General features: G+C 68.5%; 18 protein-coding genes. 13 read left to right on the top strand and 5 right to left on the bottom strand.

What is annotated here, in order from left to right; translation table 11 throughout:
* Positions 1-15 precede the first annotated feature (15 nt).
* Positions 16-1530: a polyamine aminopropyltransferase gene (locus tag PX653_RS21240; RefSeq protein WP_277414700.1), complete on the top strand. Its 1515-nt coding sequence runs from the start codon at positions 16-18 to the stop codon at positions 1528-1530.
* Positions 1530-3143 carry an NAD(P)-binding protein gene (locus tag PX653_RS21235; protein ID WP_277414699.1) on the top strand — a complete coding sequence of 538 codons (1614 nt, stop codon included), beginning with the start codon at positions 1530-1532 and terminating at the stop codon, positions 3141-3143. Before PX653_RS21240 ends, PX653_RS21235 begins: the two co-directional genes overlap by 1 nt.
* Here the strand turns inward: PX653_RS21235 and PX653_RS21230 are convergent.
* Complete coding sequence (locus PX653_RS21230) at positions 3140-3499, bottom strand: hypothetical protein (RefSeq protein ID WP_277414698.1); 360 nt, start codon at positions 3497-3499, stop codon at positions 3140-3142. The genes PX653_RS21235 and PX653_RS21230 overlap by 4 nt on opposite strands.
* A gap of 42 nt (positions 3500-3541) precedes the next feature.
* Positions 3542-3883: a hypothetical protein gene (locus tag PX653_RS21225; RefSeq protein WP_277414697.1), complete on the bottom strand. Its 342-nt coding sequence runs from the start codon at positions 3881-3883 to the stop codon at positions 3542-3544.
* A gap of 70 nt (positions 3884-3953) precedes the next feature.
* Between PX653_RS21225 and PX653_RS21220 the strand changes: the two genes are divergently transcribed.
* The 3 genes from PX653_RS21220 (at position 3954) to PX653_RS21210 (ending at position 5204) form a co-directional block, all read left to right on the top strand.
* Positions 3954-4142 (top strand): hypothetical protein, encoded by a 189-nt coding sequence (locus PX653_RS21220; RefSeq protein WP_277414696.1) that lies wholly within the window; start codon positions 3954-3956, stop codon positions 4140-4142.
* A 97-nt stretch (positions 4143-4239) separates the two neighbouring features.
* Entirely contained in the window at positions 4240-4686 is a 447-nt protein-coding gene (locus PX653_RS21215) for an SRPBCC family protein (RefSeq protein WP_277414695.1), read from the top strand.
* 116 nt (positions 4687-4802) lie between these two features.
* Positions 4803-5204 carry a hypothetical protein gene (locus tag PX653_RS21210; protein ID WP_277414694.1) on the top strand — a complete coding sequence of 134 codons (402 nt, stop codon included), beginning with the start codon at positions 4803-4805 and terminating at the stop codon, positions 5202-5204.
* A gap of 6 nt (positions 5205-5210) precedes the next feature.
* Here PX653_RS21210 and PX653_RS21205 read toward each other — a convergent pair whose 3' ends face one another.
* The 3 genes from PX653_RS21205 to PX653_RS21195 form a co-directional block, all read right to left on the bottom strand.
* Positions 5211-5957 (bottom strand): carbonic anhydrase, encoded by a 747-nt coding sequence (locus PX653_RS21205; protein WP_277414693.1) that lies wholly within the window; start codon positions 5955-5957, stop codon positions 5211-5213.
* A gap of 120 nt (positions 5958-6077) precedes the next feature.
* On the bottom strand, positions 6078-6404 hold the full coding sequence (locus tag PX653_RS21200; RefSeq protein ID WP_277414692.1) for a DMT family transporter: 327 nt from the start codon (positions 6402-6404) through the stop codon (positions 6078-6080).
* Positions 6397-7020 (bottom strand): glutathione S-transferase family protein, encoded by a 624-nt coding sequence (locus PX653_RS21195; RefSeq protein WP_277414691.1) that lies wholly within the window; start codon positions 7018-7020, stop codon positions 6397-6399. Before PX653_RS21195 ends, PX653_RS21200 begins: the two co-directional genes overlap by 8 nt.
* Positions 7021-7110: 90 nt before the next feature.
* On the opposite strand from PX653_RS21195, the gene PX653_RS21190 reads away from it, so the two are divergent.
* From PX653_RS21190 to PX653_RS21155, 8 genes are all read left to right on the top strand, one after another.
* The gene (locus tag PX653_RS21190; protein WP_277414690.1) at positions 7111-7971 is read left to right on the top strand and encodes a LysR family transcriptional regulator; all 861 of its coding nucleotides are present in this window, start codon (positions 7111-7113) and stop codon (positions 7969-7971) included.
* Between the two features lie 45 nt (positions 7972-8016).
* Complete coding sequence (locus PX653_RS21185) at positions 8017-8490, top strand: YfbM family protein (RefSeq protein WP_277414689.1); 474 nt, start codon at positions 8017-8019, stop codon at positions 8488-8490.
* Positions 8491-8596: 106 nt separating this feature from the next.
* Positions 8597-9745 (top strand): galactonate dehydratase, encoded by a 1149-nt coding sequence (gene dgoD / locus PX653_RS21180; protein ID WP_277414688.1) that lies wholly within the window; start codon positions 8597-8599, stop codon positions 9743-9745.
* Positions 9739-10671 (top strand): 2-dehydro-3-deoxygalactonokinase, encoded by a 933-nt coding sequence (locus PX653_RS21175; protein ID WP_277414687.1) that lies wholly within the window; start codon positions 9739-9741, stop codon positions 10669-10671. The genes dgoD and PX653_RS21175 overlap by 7 nt, the downstream gene beginning before the upstream one ends.
* 7 nt (positions 10672-10678) lie before the next feature.
* Complete coding sequence (locus PX653_RS21170) at positions 10679-11311, top strand: 2-dehydro-3-deoxy-6-phosphogalactonate aldolase (RefSeq protein ID WP_277414686.1); 633 nt, start codon at positions 10679-10681, stop codon at positions 11309-11311.
* Between the two features lie 46 nt (positions 11312-11357).
* Entirely contained in the window at positions 11358-13817 is a 2460-nt protein-coding gene (locus PX653_RS21165; protein WP_277414685.1) for a beta-galactosidase, read from the top strand.
* A gap of 33 nt (positions 13818-13850) precedes the next feature.
* Complete coding sequence (locus PX653_RS21160) at positions 13851-16502, top strand: TonB-dependent receptor (protein WP_277414684.1); 2652 nt, start codon at positions 13851-13853, stop codon at positions 16500-16502.
* Positions 16502-17419: an SMP-30/gluconolactonase/LRE family protein gene (locus PX653_RS21155; RefSeq protein WP_277414683.1), complete on the top strand. Its 918-nt coding sequence runs from the start codon at positions 16502-16504 to the stop codon at positions 17417-17419. The genes PX653_RS21160 and PX653_RS21155 overlap by 1 nt, the downstream gene beginning before the upstream one ends.
* The last annotated feature ends 1 nt before the right edge of the window (position 17420 follow it).

Genomic DNA, 17420 nt, shown 5'->3' with positions numbered 1-17420 from the left:
GCCATAATTCCGCCGATGACCAAAAAAATCCTGATCCTTTCCGTCTTTGTCGTCGCCTCGTGCGGGCTCGCGTACGAGCTGATCGCCGGTGCGCTGGCCAGCTACCTGCTGGGCGACTCGATCCTGCAGTTCTCCACCATTATCGGCTGCTACCTGTTCGCGATGGGGGTGGGCGCGCACCTGTCGCAGTACGTGCAGGACGAGCACGTGCTGGACCGCTTCGTCGACATCGAACTGGCCGTGGGCCTGGTGGGCGGCGTCTCGGCCGCGCTGCTGTTCGTCACGTTCGCGTGGGCCGCGGCGCCGTTCCGCCTGATGCTGTACGTGATCGTGTTCCTGGTCGGCGCGTTCGTCGGCATGGAGGTGCCGCTGGTGATGCGGGCGCTGAACGCGCGCCAGACGGCATTCTCGGAACTGGTCAGCCGCGTGCTGACGTTCGATTACCTGGGCGCGCTGGCCGTGTCCCTGCTGTTCCCGCTGGTGCTGGCGCCCCACCTGGGCCTGGTGCGCTCGGGCTTCCTGTTCGGCATGCTCAACATCGGCGTCGCGCTGTGGACGATCCACGTCTTCCGTGCCGAGCTGACGGCGGTAACGGGCCGCGTGCTGCGCGCTTGCGCCGTGCTGGCGCTGCTGATGTTCGGCTTTGCCGGCGCCGACCGCCTGACGCAGTGGGGCGAGCATGGCCTGTTCGGCGACCAGATCGTGTATGCCACCAGCACGCCGTACCAGCGCCTCGTCATCACGCGCTGGAAGGACGACCTGCGCCTGTACATCAACGGCAACCTGCAGTTCTCGTCGCGCGACGAATACCGCTACCACGAGGCCCTGGTGCATCCGGCCATGGCCGCGCTGCCGTGGGCGAAACGGGTGCTGGTGCTGGGCGGCGGCGACGGCCTGGCGCTGCGCGAAGTGCTGCGCTACCGCCACGTCGAGCACGTCACGCTGGTCGACCTGGACCCGGCCATGACGGCCGCGTTCACCAACCGCGCCGAGCTGCGCCAGCTCAATCGCGACAGCTTCCACGACAAGCGTGTCACTGTCGTCAATGCCGATGCGGCGATCTGGCTGCAGCAGCAGGACGGCGCGATGTTCGACGCCGTCATCGTCGATTTCCCCGATCCGTCCAGCTTCGCACTGGGCAAGTTGTACTCGGTGCCGTTCTACGGCCTGCTGAAAAAGCACCTGGCCGCCAATGGCCTGATCGTCGTGCAGTCGACGTCGCCGTTCTTCGCGCCGCACGCCTACTGGACGGTGGACGCGACGTTGCGCGAGGTGGGCATGCGCACGTACCCGTACCACGCCTACGTGCCGTCGTTCGGCGAGTGGGGCTTCATCCTCGCGTCGCCGCAGCTGTACTACCGGCCACCCACGTCGTACTCCTTGCCGCTGCGCTTCCTCAACGGCGACACCACGCGCGAGATGTTCGCGTTCCCGCCCGACATGCCGAGATTGGCCCTCCCGCCGAACCGCCTCAACACCCAGTCGCTCGTGCATGAGTTCGAGCAGGACTGGCACCGCACCATCCGCTGATGGAACGGCGCAGCTTCCTGTTTGCCGCGGCCGCCGGCAGCGCGGCGCTCGCCAGCGCGGCGCTGTACCGGCGCTGGCACGAGATCGCGCCCACGGTGCACGCACCGGGCCGCGAACTGGGACACTACCTGCGCGACCGGGCCAGCGTGCCGCCGCCCACGCAGGTCATCGAGACCGACATCGCCATCGCCGGCGCGGGTATCGCCGGCCTGACGGCGGCCTGGCAGCTGCGCCGGGATGGCCACGCCGGCTGCGTCGTCATCGACGGACCCGAGCCGTTCGGCAATGCGGCCGGCGGCAGCGCTGGCGAACTCGCGTATCCCACCGGCGCGCATTATTTACCGGTGCCGTCGCGCGAATGCGCCCACGTGCGCGAGATCCTGGCCGACCTGGGCATCCTGCAGCGCGACGCGCACGGCGACAAGCCGTACTACGACGAGCGTTACCTGCTGCATGCGCCGGAAGAGCGCGTGCTGGTGGGCGGGCGCTGGCACGAGGGCATCGTGCCGCGGGCCGGTGTGCCGCCGGCGGAGCTGGCCGAGCATGATCGCTTCTTCGCGGAAGTGGCCCGGCTGCGCGCCCAGCGCGGCGCCGACGGGCGTCGCGTGTTCGCGCTGCCCAGCAGCGCATCGTCGCTCGATCCGGCCTGGCTGGCGCTGGACGGCATCACGCTGCGCGACTGGTTTCAACAGAACGGCTACCGCTCGCCCACGCTGTACTGGTACCTGGATTACTGCTGCCGCGACGATTATGGCGCCACCGCCGCCACCGTCTCGGCGTGGGCAGGCCTGCATTACTTCTGTGCCCGGGGCGGCGAGGCCGCCAATGCGGGACCGGGTGCGTGGCTGACGTGGCCGGGCGGCCTGCAACCGCTGGCCAGCGCACTGGCCGAACGGTCGGGCGCACGCCGGCTGGGTGGCGCTGCCGTGTCGATCCGCGAGGTGGACGGCAAGGTCGAGCTGCTGTGCTGCGCGCTCGAAGGGGGCAAGCCGCGCAGCTACCTGGTGCGCGCCCGCAAGGCCATTTGCGCCATGCCGCTGTTTGTCGCCAGCCGCATCGTCGAGAACATCGCCGCCTACGGCTTCACGCCGCAGCACCTGCCGACCACGGCGCCGTGGCTGGTGGCGAACTTCGTGCTGCGCGGCTTCCCGGCCGAGCTGCCGGAAGCGCCGCTGTGCTGGGACAACGTGGTGCACCGTCCCGAGGGCGGCGCGAACCTCGGCTACGTCGTCTCCACCCACCAGGATATCCGCGTCACGCCGCCCGAGCGTACGGTCTTCACTACATACGCCGCGTTGTCGCACCTGGAGCCGCTGGCAGGACGCCGCTGGCTGCAGTCCGCGCCGCCGCAAGAGCTGCTGGCGCTGGCCGCCGGCGACCTGCATGCGGCCTACGGCAGTGCGATCGACCGGCAGGTCGAACGGGTCGACATCACCTTGCGGGCCCACGCGATGGCGATACCCCGGCCGGGCTTTCGCGCCAACGCGGGCCTGGCCGCACTGCGCGCGCACGACGGTCCGATCCTGTTCGCGCATGCCGATCTGTCCGGGTTTTCCGTGTTCGAGGAGGCTTCGTGGTGGGGCGTGCAGGCGGCGCGGCGGGCGCTTGCCTAGCGCACTGGCCTGAAAAACCGGAACAGGCAACGTCCCAGGCCGAAGACGACAAACCACCAGGCCCATTGGATCAGCCATGGCAGCAGGATCACGCTGTCGCCCTCGGGCACACCGTAATCGCACCCTTCGCTTGTCTGCACACATGTATGGTGGACAAACAGGGTGTCGTACAGCTCGTAGCCGATCAGGATCAAGGCAGGGGCGGGCAGGCCGATCCGGTTGATCACGATGCCAAACCCGAAAAAGACCGTAAACGCGGCACTGCTCAGGAACACGGAACCGGTGCGCCGGTGCACCGCTTTGGCGGCCCAGATCGCGAGGGGAGCAGTACGAAGGGCGACAGCAGGAAAAGCCACAGCATGGCATCGAAACAGTAGAGAGTACGGGGAAGGGGCTCGTCAGGCCGGGTCGTCCGGCTGCAGCCGAGCATACCACGCCGCATACGGCGTATTCTTCGCCAGCCGCCGGTTGAAGTCCGGCGCCCCGTCGGTCCACCACACGGGGCCCCGCTCGCCGAGCCCGCGCTTGGCGGCGTCCACAGCGGCGCGGGCGGCGCGTTCCGCTTCGATGTCGCCGGCTTTTTTGGCGGCACCCACCTGGCGCCGCGCCGTCATCAGTGCGTCGACGAGGCGCTGGCGCTCCTCGGGCGGCAGGGCGGGATTGCTCATGCGCCAAAGGCGGCCGGAGACGACGAAGTAGCGGCCGTCCGGCGTGCTGGGGTAGTGGTCGGGGGCGGGCATTGGCACTACTATACGCAAGACGATGGCGCCGTGATAACGTATGGTGTTTTCGTCAATCGGAGCGGTATCCATGATCAAGCGCGCTATCCTTGTCGCCATCGCCACCTTCGCCACCCTGCTGGCGTTGGAGGGCTGCCAGTATGGGGCCCTGCAAAACGAGTCCCAGTCCTGCGACCGCCTGGCCGACTACAGTGACCGCAAGGCCTGCCTGGACAAGGTCAAGACTCAGGAGCGCGAGTGGGCGAAGCGCAAGAACTGATTTATCCACCTCTCGCCGCGCATTGTCGATCCGGGCGCGGCCGGTTCGTCGTGTCGGCAGAGGGACGTCCTCTGCCATATTCCCTGAAGGAGTCACCATGAGCGCCCATACCGTCACGCTGCATCGCGTCCTGAAAGCCACGCCCGACCGCGTCTACCGGGCCTTTACCACGCCCACCGCGCTGGCCAAGTGGCTGCCGCCGCACGGCTTCGTGGGCACCGTGCACGAGATGGAGGCGCGCGTCGGCGGGCGTTACCGCATGTCGTTCACCAACTTCACGACGGGGCACAGCCATGCCTTCGGCGGCGAGTACCTGGAACTGGTACCGGGTGAGCGGCTGCGCTACACGGCCACGTTCGACGACCCGAACCTGCCGGGCCGGATGCAGATCACCGTCACCTTGCGCACGGTGTTCTGCGGGGTCGACATCCACATCGTCCAGGAAGGCATTCCGGCCGTGATCCCGGCCGAGGCGTGCTACCTGGGCTGGCAGGAATCGCTGCAGTTGCTGGCGCAACTGGTCGAGGCGGCGGTCGAAGGCTGAGCGGCCGGCCGCTGCTCGACAGCCGACGGCTCGTTACAACCGGCCGACAAACGCGGACAGACAGCCGCCTCGTCCAGGCGCACCATGGTCAGCGATGGCTACCCTGGGAGAACGAGATGCGATCAAGTGACATGGCAGGCAGGCTGGCAGCGGTAGTACTGCTGGGTGCGATGACAATTCCTGCGGCGGCGCGTTCCGGCAAGACCTGCACGGTGTACCAGCACCGCGACTTCGGCGGCGCCCACTGGACACTGCAGAACGGCGACGTGCTGCGGATGATCCGGCCGCCGCGGCTGGGCACCTCCGACGGCATCCACCGCTTCATCTACGACGCCTCGTGGAACGACCAGGTGTCGTCGTTCAAGGTGGGGCCCACCTGCACGCTGGTCCTGTGGGAGCACGTCAACTACGGCGGCCATCGCTTTCGCGCCAACCGCGACCGCTCCTACGTGGGCGACGGCTGGAACGACAAGGCCAGCGACGCGATGTGCGAATGCGCGGGCCCGTTGAAGTGGTGAACGGCGTCAGCCCGTCACCTCGACGACGCGGCCGTTCAGCGGCTGCACCGGGCGCGCGTTCATCGGGTACAGCTTGCGGAACGCCGCCAGCTGGCGTTTCGAGATATCGACCGGTTGCTTCAGGATCTGCCAGTGCACGCCTTCGCTGCAGGGCGGTGTCGTCAGGGAGCCCATGTACGCATAGTAGTCGTGCCGTGCGGGCAGCAGCGCCGCGAGGTTGAAGTCGCCCTCGACCGCGTGCTTGTCGCCGGCATGGGCCGGCAGCCCGGCAAACAGCGGCTTCAATGCCGGGTTTTCCTTGCCCTCCTTGAACAGGACTGCGACGACGGCCAGTTCGCCTGCCGCATTCCGGTGCACCATGTGCGCCACCAGCGGGTAGTGCTTGCCGTTGACCGTTTCCTCGCTGGGCGTATGGAAGTGGAACTGCACGACCTGGTAATCGCCGCTGGCGAGATGCACGGCGCCGCCCTCCGGCAGGTTCACCTGGACGGTGTGACCGTTGTTGACGATCTCCGCGTGGCTCGGTGCATAGGCGAAATCGATCGGCGCGGGCGCGCCGTGCCGGACGGCGTGGATGTCGATCGGCGACTGCGCCTTGCCCAGCTTGCAGGCGGAGAAGCCGGGCTCCAGGTCGCCCCAGTGGGCGGTGCCGGCCTTGCCCTGGTATTCCCAGTGGGGCGGCGTGTGTTCGGCAGCCTGGACGCTTGCCATCGCAGCCAGCGCGGCTGCCACCATGATCAGTTTGGTTTTCATCGATGACCTTGTCTAAGTGGGGAGACTCGCGGCGAGTTTCTTTGCGGCGAGAACATGTTCAGCTTAGCAAGTAGACCGTTCAGATTTCGTTAGCGCTGGATGAGGCGAAACTTAAGGCCGTCAGCGAGCAACCTTCAACCCCACGATCCCTACAAACACCAGCGCCATGAACAGCAGGCGCGGCACCGACAGGCTCTCGGCAAACACCAGCAATCCGACCAGCGTGACGCCGACGGCGCCGATGCCCGTCCAGACGGCGTAGGCGACGCCCAGCGGCAAGGCGCGCACGGCGCTGGCCAGCAGCCAGATGCTGCCCAGCGCCGTGACGAGAGCCAGCACGCTCGGCAGCGCTTTGGTGCCGCCGTCGGACGCTTTCAGCGCGAAGGCCATGCCCACCTCCAGCACGCCGGCCGCCAGCACGAGTCCCCACGCGAACAGGCTAGACATGGGCCGGCTCCGCGCTGCGCGCCAGGCCGCGCTGGACGGCGGGGCGGGCGGCCACCTGGTCCAGCCAGGCCGCGACCGCCGGCCACGCCGCGATGTCGAGCCCCAGCTCGTCATGCGTGACGAGCCACGGCCAGCAGGCGATGTCCGCGACCGTGTAACTGTCGCCGGCAATATACGGCGTCGTGGCCAGGCGGCGCTCGATGACGCCATACAGCCGCCGCGCTTCCTTCGTGTAGCGCGCCAGCGCCTGGGGATTCGGCGTCGGCGACGCATGGCGGAACCACCACAGCTGGCCCAGCATCGGACCGATGCTGGCCGCCTGCAGGAACAGCCATTGCAGCACGGTGGCGCGTCCCGCGGGGTTGTCCGGGATCAGGCGGCCGGATGTCGCCGCGAGGTGGAACAGGATGGCGTTCGACTCGAACAGGGCGGCGCCGCTGGCACCGTCGACCAGCACGGGGATCTTGCCGTTCGGGCTCATGCGCTCGAACGCCGGCGTGTGCTGTTCGTCGGCTCCCAGGTCGACTGGTTGCACGCGGTAGTCCAGGGCCAGTTCCTCCAGCGCGATGGGAATCTTGCGGCCGTTCGGCGTGTCGGCCAGGTAAGCGGTGTACATGATGAATCCTCCTTGGACGTCACAGTATCCTGTGCAGAATGGCAAACAATTCCATTTATTCGCACAGCGGCTGTGCGTTTTCGCACAAGCATGGACTGGGACGACTACCGTTATTTCGTTGCCGTGGCCGATGCGGGTTCGCTGTCCGGTGCCGCGCGCCGGCTGGGCCAGAGCCATTCGACCATCCTGCGCCGGCTGGACAAGCTGGAGGCCGCGCTGGCCGTGCGGCTGTTCGAGCGCTTCCCGACGGGCTACGTGTCGACCCCCGCCGGCGACGAGCTGCTGGCGCTGCTGGCACCGCTGGCGCAGCAGATGGTGGACGTGGAACGGCAGATCGGCGGGCGCGATGCGCAACTGGCCGGCGACATCCGCATCACGACCACGGACACGCTGCTGCAACCGCTGCTGCTGCCTGCGCTGGCGGCGTTTCGCGGGATGTACCCGGGTATCCGCCTGCAGGTCACCGTCAACAACAGCTTCCTGAACCTGACGCAGCGCGAGGCGGACGTCGCCTTGCGGCCCACGAATACGCCGCCCGACAACCTGGTCGGCCGCAAGCTGGGCCGGGTGCGCACGGCGCCCTACAGTGTCGTGCCGCACGATCCCGTCGACGACTGGAGCGCCTACGACTGGGTGGCGCCGGACGAAGCGCTGGCCCACCTGGCGCAAGCGCGCTGGCTGCGCGAGCACGTGCCGCCGGAACGCTGGGTCTTCAGCAGCGATACGCTGGTGGGCATGGCGGCTGCCGTGGAGGCGGGCGTCGGCGCCGGCATGCTGCTGTGTTTATTGGCCGATGCGCGTCCGGGCCTCGTGCGCCTGGCGCCGCCGCCGCCGGCGCTGGACACGGACGTGTGGCTGCTGACGCACCCCGATCTGCGCCGGGTCGGCCGCGTCCGTGCGCTGACGGACTTCCTGGCCACGGCACTGGCGGGCCATCCGGCGCTGTCGTGACGGGGCCCGTGGTAAGGTCCCCACTTTGACCACAAGGAGCCTGCCATGTCGATGATCGGCCTGTTTCTCGCCGTACCCCAAGCCGAGCTGGGGGCGCTGCGCGCCGAGCCGGAAGAGATCGAGGAATTCCTGTCCGGCCCACGCGGCGACGACGCGTTCTGCGTCGACAAGAGCTGGCATGCCATCCATTACCTGCTGACCGGTTCGACGGTACCGGTGCCCGGCCCGCTGTCGAACGTGGTATTCGGCGTCGGCCCGCTGGGCAACCTCGATCTGGGCTATGGCCCGCCGCTGTGCACCGATGCGGCCGACGTGAAAACCATCGCGGCCGCGCTGGAAGCCGTTTCGGATGACGCGGTGCAGGCCCGTTTCGATCCGGCCGCGATGGACGAGGTTTACCCCAGTTTCTGGGACGAAGAAGACGCGCTGCCGATCGTGATGGAAGCGCTGGGCGAATTGCGGGCGTTTTATCGCGAGGCGGCCGCACAAGGGTACGCCGTTATCACATGGCTGGCCTGAACACCGTATAAGCTATTCCAAAACGATATAGGGTTTGCCGAAATAGTCATATTTCACGGCTGACAAGCGTGGCTACACTGGCGCGGTTTCCATCATCGCGCCCGCCATGAAAATCACCAAGCTGACCTTGTACCGCGTTCCACCCCGCTGGATGTTCCTCAAGATCGAGACGGACGAAGGCATCGTGGGTTGGGGCGAACCCGTCATCGAAGGCCGCGCCCGCACCGTCGAGGCGGCGGTGAACGAATTGTCCGAGTACCTGGTCGGCCAGGACCCGCTGCGCATCAACGACCTGTGGCAGGTGATGTACCGGGGCGGCTTCTACCGGGGCGGCGCCATCCTGATGAGCGCCATCGCCGGCATCGACCAGGCGCTGTGGGACATCAAGGGCAAGGCGCTGGGCGTGCCCGTGTACCAGCTGCTGGGCGGCCTGGTGCGCGACCGCATGAAGATGTACAGCTGGGTGGGCGGCGACCGTCCGGCCGACGTCATCGCCGGCATCCACACGCTGCGCGAGATCGGCATCCACACGTTCAAGATGAACGGCACCGAGGAGCTGGGCATCATCGACTCCGCTCGCGCCGTCGATGCGGCGGTCAGCCGCGTCGCCCAGATCCGCGAGACGTTCGGCTACGACATCGAGTTCGGCCTGGACTTCCACGGCCGCGTCTCCGCGCCGATGGCGAAGGTGCTGCTGCGCGAGCTGGAGCCGCACCGCCCCCTGTTCGTGGAGGAACCCGTGCTGGCCGAGCAGGCGGAATATTATCCGCGCCTAGCCGAAGGCACGTCGATCCCCCTGGCGGCAGGCGAGCGGATGTACTCGCGCTTCGAATTCAAGCACGTGTTCCAGGCCGGCGGCATCGCCATCGTGCAGCCCGACCTGTCGCACGCGGGCGGCATCACGGAATGCGTCAAGATCGCCGCGATGGCCGAAGCCTATGACGTGGCGCTGGCGCCGCATTGCCCGCTGGGCCCCGTCGCGCTGGCCGCGTGCCTGCAAGTGGACTTCGTGTCGCACAACGCCGTGCTGCAGGAGCAGAGCATGGGCATCCACTACAACCGCGGCGCCGAGCTGCTCGATTACGTCGTCAACAAGGAAGACTTCCAGATCCAGGACGGCTACTTCGCCCCGCTGCCCAAGCCGGGCCTGGGCGTCATCGTCGACGAGGAACGCGTCATCGCCGCCAGCGCCGGCGTGACGGACTGGCGCAACCCGCTGTGGCGCCATCCAGACGGCAGCGTGGCCGAATGGTGACGCCGGCCCTGATCGGCGTCGACTGGGGCAGCACCAGCCTGCGCGCGTTCCTGCTCGATGCCGACGGCAGCGTGCTGCAGGAGCATGCTGCCGCGAAAGGCGCCTCCACGCTGCACGGCCATCCTGCGTTTGTCGCGGCGCTCGACGAAGTGGCGGGAGCCTGGCGCCGCGCGCAGCCGGCGCTGCCGCTGCTGGCCTGCGGCATGGTCGGCAGCCAGCACGGCTGGCTGGACGTGCCGTATGTGCGCACCGCCGCCGGCGCCGCGGACCTGGCCGCCAAGCTGGCGCAGCCCTCCGACACGGCCCTGCACATCGTCCCCGGCGTGCTGTGCGACGACGGCAAGCTGCCGCCGGACGTGATGCGCGGCGAGGAGACGCAGATTGTCGGCGCGCTGGCCCAGCATCCCCAACTGGCCGACAGCTGCATCGTCCTGCCCGGCACGCACTCGAAATGGACGCACGTGGCGCAAGGCGCCATCGTGCGTTTTGCCACGCACATGACGGGCGAACTGTACGCCGTGCTGCGCCAGCATTCCGTGCTGGGCCGCCTGATGCCGCCCGAAGTGACACCCGACGCGCAGGCGTTCCTGCGCGGCGTCGCGGCCGCGCGCGATCACGGCGACCTGGGGCTGCCGCACCAGCTGTTCGCGGTACGCAGCCTGGGCGTGACAGCGCAGCTGCCGCACGCGGCGCTGGCCGAATACCTGTCCGGCCTGTTGATCGGCCACGAACTGCGCGCCGGCCTGGCCTGGCGTGCGGCGCATGGGCTGCGCGAGCAGCCATTGGCGCTGGTCGGCGCGGCGCCGTTGTGCGAGCGCTACCAGCTGGCGCTCGGCCACTTCGGCCAGCCGGCCCACCTCGTCCTCGACAACACGGCGCCGGCCGGCCTGCTGGCTCTGGCCCGCGCCGCCCGACTTCTCTCGTAAAGACCGCATGCAACCCGACCTGACCACCGCCTTCCAGACCGCCTTCGCCAGCCTGCCCCTCGTCGCCATCCTGCGCGGCCTGCGCCCCAGTGAGGCGCAGGAAGTGGGCGCCGCCCTGTACGACGCGGGCTTTCGCCTGATCGAAGTGCCGATGAACTCTCCCGAACCGCTCGAATCGATCGCGCTGCTGGCCCAAAGCCTGCCGCGCGATTGCCTTGTCGGCGCCGGCACCGTGCTGTCCACCGACGTCGTATCGCAGGTGCAGGGCGCCGGCGGCCAGCTGATCGTCATGCCGCATGCGGACACGGAAGTGATCCGCGCTGCCAAGGCGGCCGGCATGATCTGCGTGCCTGGCGTCGCGACGCCCACCGAGGCCTTTGCGGCAGCCAAGGCGGGCGCCGATGCATTGAAGCTGTTCCCGGCCGAATTGCTCACGCCCACCATCGTGCGGGCCATGCGCGCCGTGCTGCCGCCCGCGCTGCCGCTGCTGCCGGTGGGCGGCATCACGCCGGAAAACATGGACGAATACCGCGCCGCCGGCGTGGCCGGATTCGGCCTGGGCTCGGCGCTGTACCGGCCCGGCATGGATGCGGCCACGGTGGGCGCCAATGCCCGCCGCTTTGCCGCCGCCTGGCACTAACACCAGAACAACAGGCCATCGCGCCACCCTCATCGGAGACAACAACATGAACATGACCTTCCCCCGCAGCGCCATTGCCATCGCCTGCGCGCTGACGCTGACGCTGACCTCAAGCAGCGCATCCGCCGAGACGCTGCTTGCCATCGACGCCACCGCGCCCGTCGCCAAGCCTGCCACGGGCCACCTGAAGCTGGGCACCGCCGTGGCGCCATCGGGCCAGCGCCTGGCGGCGAACAACCAGTACCTGAGCCTGGACGGCCAGCCGTGGATGCCCGTGATGGGCGAGTTCCACTACAGCCGCAGCCCGGCCGACACGTGGGAAGCGGAGTTGCGCAAGATGAAGACGGCCGGCATCACGGTCGTCGCCAGCTACGTCATGTGGAACCACCACGAGGAACACGAGGGCAAGTTCACCTGGCAGGACAACCGCGACCTGCGCCGCTTCGTCGAGCTGTGCGCCAAGGTGGGCCTGAAGGCCGTCGTGCGCGTGGGGCCGTGGGTGCACGCGGAAGTGCGCTTCGGCGGCATCCCCGACTGGGTCGTGACGAGCATGCGCACGCGCGGCGACGACCCGCAATACCTGCGCTACGTGGGCCGCTTCTACGATGAGATCGGCCGGCAGTTGCGCGGCCAGCTGTGGAAGGACGGCGGTCCCGTCATCGGCATCCAGCTGGAAAACGAATACAACCTGACGGGCCCCGACCAGGGTGCGCAGCACATCGCCACCTTGAAGAAGCTGGCGCTGAAGGCCGGCATGGACGTGCCGTTCTACACGGTGACGGGCTGGGATGGCGCCGTCTACCCGTCCGGCGAAGTGACGCCGGTATTCGGCGGCTACCCGGACGAACCGTGGGGCACCAGCACCGCCGAGCTGCCGCCGAAGGAAACGTACGCGTTCCGCTTCGACAGCCGCGTCAGCGGCGACCTGGGCGCGCAAACGGCCGCGCAGGCGCCCGGCACGGCCGAAACGGACATCGCGCTGACGCCGTTCCTGGGCGCCGAGTACGGCGCGGGACTGCCGTTCATGTACCGCCGCCGCCCCGTCGTGTCGGCCGACGACATCGCCTCGATGCTGCCCGTGCAGCTGGGGTCCGGCGTCAACCTGATGGGCTACTACATGTTCCACGGCGGCCGCAATCCGGTCGGCGACAGCACGCTGGAAGAGAGCACGGCGTCCGGCGGCTACAACGACACCACGGCCATCAACTACGACTTCCAGGCGCCGCTGGGGCCGGACGGCCAACAGCGCACGGTGCTGGCGAAGCTGCGCCCGTTCCATTACTTCATGCACGATTTCGGCAGCCGCCTGGCGCCGATGACGGTGCGGCGCCCGGCCGTCACGCCCGCCAACCCGGCGGACCTGAAGACGGCGCGCGTATCGCTGCGCGCGGCCGGCGACAGCGCGTTCCTGTTCGTGAACAACCACGTGCGCCAGTACCCGATGCCGGTCCAGAAGGACGTGCGCTTCGCTGTCAAGCTGCCGGGCGGCACCGTGGAATTCCCCCGCAAGGGCGTCGACATCGCCAACGGCGCCTACTTCATCTGGCCCGTCAATTTCGACCTGGACGGCACGCGCCTGCGCTACGCCACCGCGCAGCCGGTCACGCGCCTGGACATGGGCGCGGCCGGCATCACCTACGTCTTCGCCGCCAGCGCCGGTGTACCTGTCGAGCTGCTGGTCGAGACGCCGAGCGGTACCACGGTGGACGCGGCCGGTGCGCAGCGCCAGGCCGGCAGCGTGCTGGTTCAAGGGCTCAAACCGGGCACCGGCAAGGCGCTCACCGTGCACCGCCAGGGCGGGCGCGACGTCAACGTGCTGGTGTTGACGCCGGAACAGGCACAACAACTGGCCGTGGGCGAATTCGCCGGCCAGCGCCGCCTGGTGCTGAGCGCGCAGCAGGCGTGGTTCGACGACGGCGCGCTGCAGTTGCGCTCGACCGGCTCGAACCGCTTCCGCGTGGGCGTGTATCCCGCGCTGGCGCAGGCGCCGGCTGGCGTGCGCGCCGCGGGCAAGGATGGCGTGTTCCAGGCTTTCGAGGCGCAATTGCCCGAGCGCCGTCCGAGCGTGACCGTCATCGCCGAGCGCGCGGCCCAGCCGGCACCGGCCATCCTGCGCGGCGGCCTGGCGAAAGCGGCCCTGCAGCCGATTCCCGAAGCGTGGCGCGCGGCCGCCACCTGGCGCATCGACGTCGCGCCAGGTGCGCTGGACGGCCTGGACGACGCCCTGCTGCAGCTGGACTTCACGGGCGACGTCGGCCGCCTGCTGGCCGGCACGCGCATGGTGGACGACTGGTACTACAGCGGCTACCTGTGGCAGGTCGGGCTGAAGCAACTGCAGGCGGCGCAAGGCCAGCAGCCACTGTCGCTGGCCGTGCTGCCGCTGCGCGCCGACGCCCCCGTCTACATCCCGCGCGAAGGCCGCCCCGATTTCGGCGGCCAGCCGCAACTGGCCCGCGTCAACAAGGTCGACATCGTTCCCGTGTACCGGCTGGCGATCAGGCCGTAACACCCTAAAAAGAATTCAAACCCGGAGACTTTCATGAGCAACCACCGTACTTTCATTGGCCGCCGCCGCGCGATCGCCGCCGCCGCTGCCGCCCTGTGCACCGTGCCCGCCTGGGCGCAGACGGCCAGCCCCGCGGACACCGGCGCGGAACCGCAGCAGGTCGTCGTGACCGGCATGCGTGCCAGCCTGTCCAAGGCGCAGGACCTGAAACGCAATGCCGACCAGGTCGTCGATTCCATCGTGGCCGACGATATCGGCAAGCTGCCCGACGCCAACGTGGCCGAAGCCCTGCAGCGCATCACCGGCGTGCAGATTTCGCGCAGCCGCGGCGAAGGCGACCGCGTGCAGATCCGCGGCCTGTCGCAGACGCAGACGCTGCTGAACGGCCGTTCGATCTTCACGGCCGGCAAGGAACGCGGCCTGTCGTTCCAGGACGTGCCGGCCGAACTGCTGGCCGGCGCCGACGTCTATAAAACCCCGACGGCCGACCAGGTCGAAGGCGGCATCGGCGGCGTCATCGACCTGCGCATGCGTAAACCGTTCGATTTCGCCGGCCTGAAGGTGGCCGCCACCGTCAAGGCCACCGATGCGGACTATGCCGACAAGCGCAATGGCGAAGGCTCGCTCCTCGTCAGCAACCGCTGGAAGACGGGCGCCGGCGACGTCGGCGCGCTGCTCAGCGTCGCGCACCAGAAGCGCAACTACCGCTCCGACGTGCAGGAGCTGGGCTCGCCCGCCGAACTGGCGGACGGTTCCGGCGTCTCGGCGCCGATCGGTGCCTGGTATTCCTATGAACTGGGCGAGCGCGAACGCACCGGCGTCAGCGCCACGCTGCAATGGCGCCCCACGCGCCAGCTCGAGTTCTACCTCGACACCAACTACACCAAGCTCGATACGACGACCGACACGTACGGCTTCTATGGCACGCCGTACTGGCCGAACTACAACGCCGCCACCAATGCCGGCGCGATGTGGCCGAAGGGCGCCGTGACGACCGATGCCGGTGGCCGCTTCCAGAAGGGCAGCTTCTTCGGCGCCGACCTGACGACGTCCGGCTACATCGGCGACAACAACACGAAGACGCGCCAGCTGGCGCTGGGCGGCAGCTGGAAAGCCGACGGCTGGGTGGTGAAATCGGAACTGGGCCACACCAAAAGCGATTTCGCGCGCCAGTACCAGGAAGTGCGCCTGGGCGCCAACTCCACGTCGTTCGCGTACGACCTGACGACGAAAGTGCCGTCCGCGTATCCGGAGCTGGCCAATGCCGACGACCTGGTCAATCCGTCGAAATACTGGGCCAGCAAGGCCTTGTACTTCCGCCAGAAGAACGGGGGCAAGGAAACCGTGTGGCGCCTGGACGGCGAGCGCAGCCTGGACAACAACTTCATTCCGCGCGTGCGCGCCGGCGTGCGCCTGTCCAACCGGGACGCCAGCAGCAGCGAGATCAACACCATCGACGATATCTGGAACGCGGCCGGCACCGGCGCCGTGGGCGGCGCGCTGCCCGGCCTCGCCAGCCAGATCGGCGTGATTCCCCATGACGACCTGCTGCACCGCGAAGGCGGCGGCACGCGGCCGACGCAATGGCTGTCGATCGCCAACCTGGACTGGCTGCGCGATCCGCAAGCCAGCCGCGCCGCGCTGGGCCTGGCGGTACCGGATTTCGATGCCGCGCAGACGTTCGACTTCAGCGAGAAGACCCGCGCCATCTACGGCGTGGCCGACTTCGAAAGCGAAGTGCTGGGCAAGGCGGTGTCCGGCAATGTCGGCGTGCGCTATGTCAAGACGCGCACCAACCGCGGCTACGCCGTGATGGAGAACGGCAGCTACGTGCCGCGCCACGGCAGCACCAGCGACGATGACGTCCTGCCCAGCCTGAACATGCGCATGGAGCTGAACGACAAGCTGGTGGCCCGGGTGGCCGCCTCGAAAGTCGTCACGCGGCCGAACTTCGACCAGCTGACACCGAGCCTGTCGCTGAACGCCAACGACCGCACCGCCTACATGGGGAACCCGGACCTGCAGCCGCTGTCGGCCAAGCAGCTCGACACGACGCTGGAGTACTACATCAGCAAGAGCGACTACCTGTTCGGCGCGGCGTTCTACAAGAAGGTCGACGGCTTCATCCAGACCACGCCAAGCACCCTGCAGTATGCCGGCACGACGTATGACGTATCGACGCCGACCAACGGCAAGGACGGCACCATCAAGGGCGTGGAGCTGGGCTACCAGGGCTTCTTCACGAACCTGCCGGGCGCGCTGCGCGGCCTGGGCCTGCAGGCGAACTTCACGTACGTGGACAGCAAGGCGCCGGGCCCGATCGGCGGCCAGGAAACGTCGCTGGAAGGCCTGTCGCGCACCAGCTACAACATCGTGGCGATGTACGACTACAACGACTTCGGCGTGCGCCTGGCGTACAACTACCGCGGCCGCTACCTGTCCGGCACGAAGAACTACTACGTCAACAACGGCAATACGCTGGCGCAAACGCCGCTGTACACGAACGGCTATGGCATGGTGGACGGCTACATGAGCTATGCGCTGACGAAGCAGCTGAAGCTGGCATTCGAGGTCAACAACCTGACCCGCACGTCGCGCCGCAGCAGCTACGGCGCCACCGGCCTGCCGTTCGGCCGCTACGTGGACGACCGCCGCTTCGCCCTCAGCCTGCACGCGGACCTGTAATGCCGCAGGCGCTGCACGAAGGGGAAGCGCTGCACCTGGCGTTACCGCATCGGGCAGCGCTGGGGGACGGCCTGGTGTGGCAGCCGGGCGCCGCGCGCTGGTGGTGGACCGACGTACCGGCCGCCACCTTGTACGCGTGGGCGGACGGGGCACCGGCCGCCTATGCGTGCCGGCTGCCCGACCGGGCCGGCAGCCTGGCGTTCTGCCGCTCCGGGCGCATGCTGGTGGGCCTGGCCAAGTGGCTGTGCTATGCCGAGGCGCCGGCCGGGCCGCTGCCGGCCCGCCTGCCGTTGCGCCCGATCGTCGCCGTCGATCCGGCCGAACCGCGCACGCGCGTGGGCGACGGCCGCACGGACCGGGCCGGCAATTTCGTCTTCGGCACCCGCATGGATGGCGCCGAGCCGCGCGCCATCGGCAGTTTCTATCAATTCTCGCACCGGCACGGCCTGCGCCGGCTGGCGCTGCCCGCGACCGCGCTGGCGGGCAGCATCTGCTTCAGCCCGGACGGGGGCACCATGTACTTCGGCGACGCCCAAGGGCGCGGCATGCTGCAATGCGACTACGACCCGGCAGAGGCCCAGGTGACTGGCGTACGTCCGTTCGCGCAACTGCGTGACGACGTGGCGCGTCCGCATGGCGCCGTTGTCGACAGCGATGGCTGTCTGTGGAACGCGGAATGGGGCGGCGGCCGGCTGACGCGCTACGCACCGGACGGCACCATGCTCCGTAGCCACCGCTTGCCGGTGGCGCATCCCACCCGTCCCGCGTTCGGTGGCCCCGCGCTGGAGCACCTGCTGGTAAGCAGTGCCGGGCCCCGGGTCGGCGGCAAGGCGGCCGCGGCCGATGCCGGCAGCCTGTTCCAGCTTGCCACGCCGGGCGTCCACGGGCTTGCCGATACCTTATTCAACGATGACTGAC

The sequence above is a fragment of the Pseudoduganella chitinolytica genome (assembly GCF_029028125.1).
In the GTDB taxonomy this organism is placed as follows: Bacteria; Pseudomonadota; Gammaproteobacteria; order Burkholderiales; family Burkholderiaceae_D; genus Rugamonas; species Rugamonas chitinolytica.
This window is presented reverse-complemented; position numbering and strand designations above follow the sequence as displayed.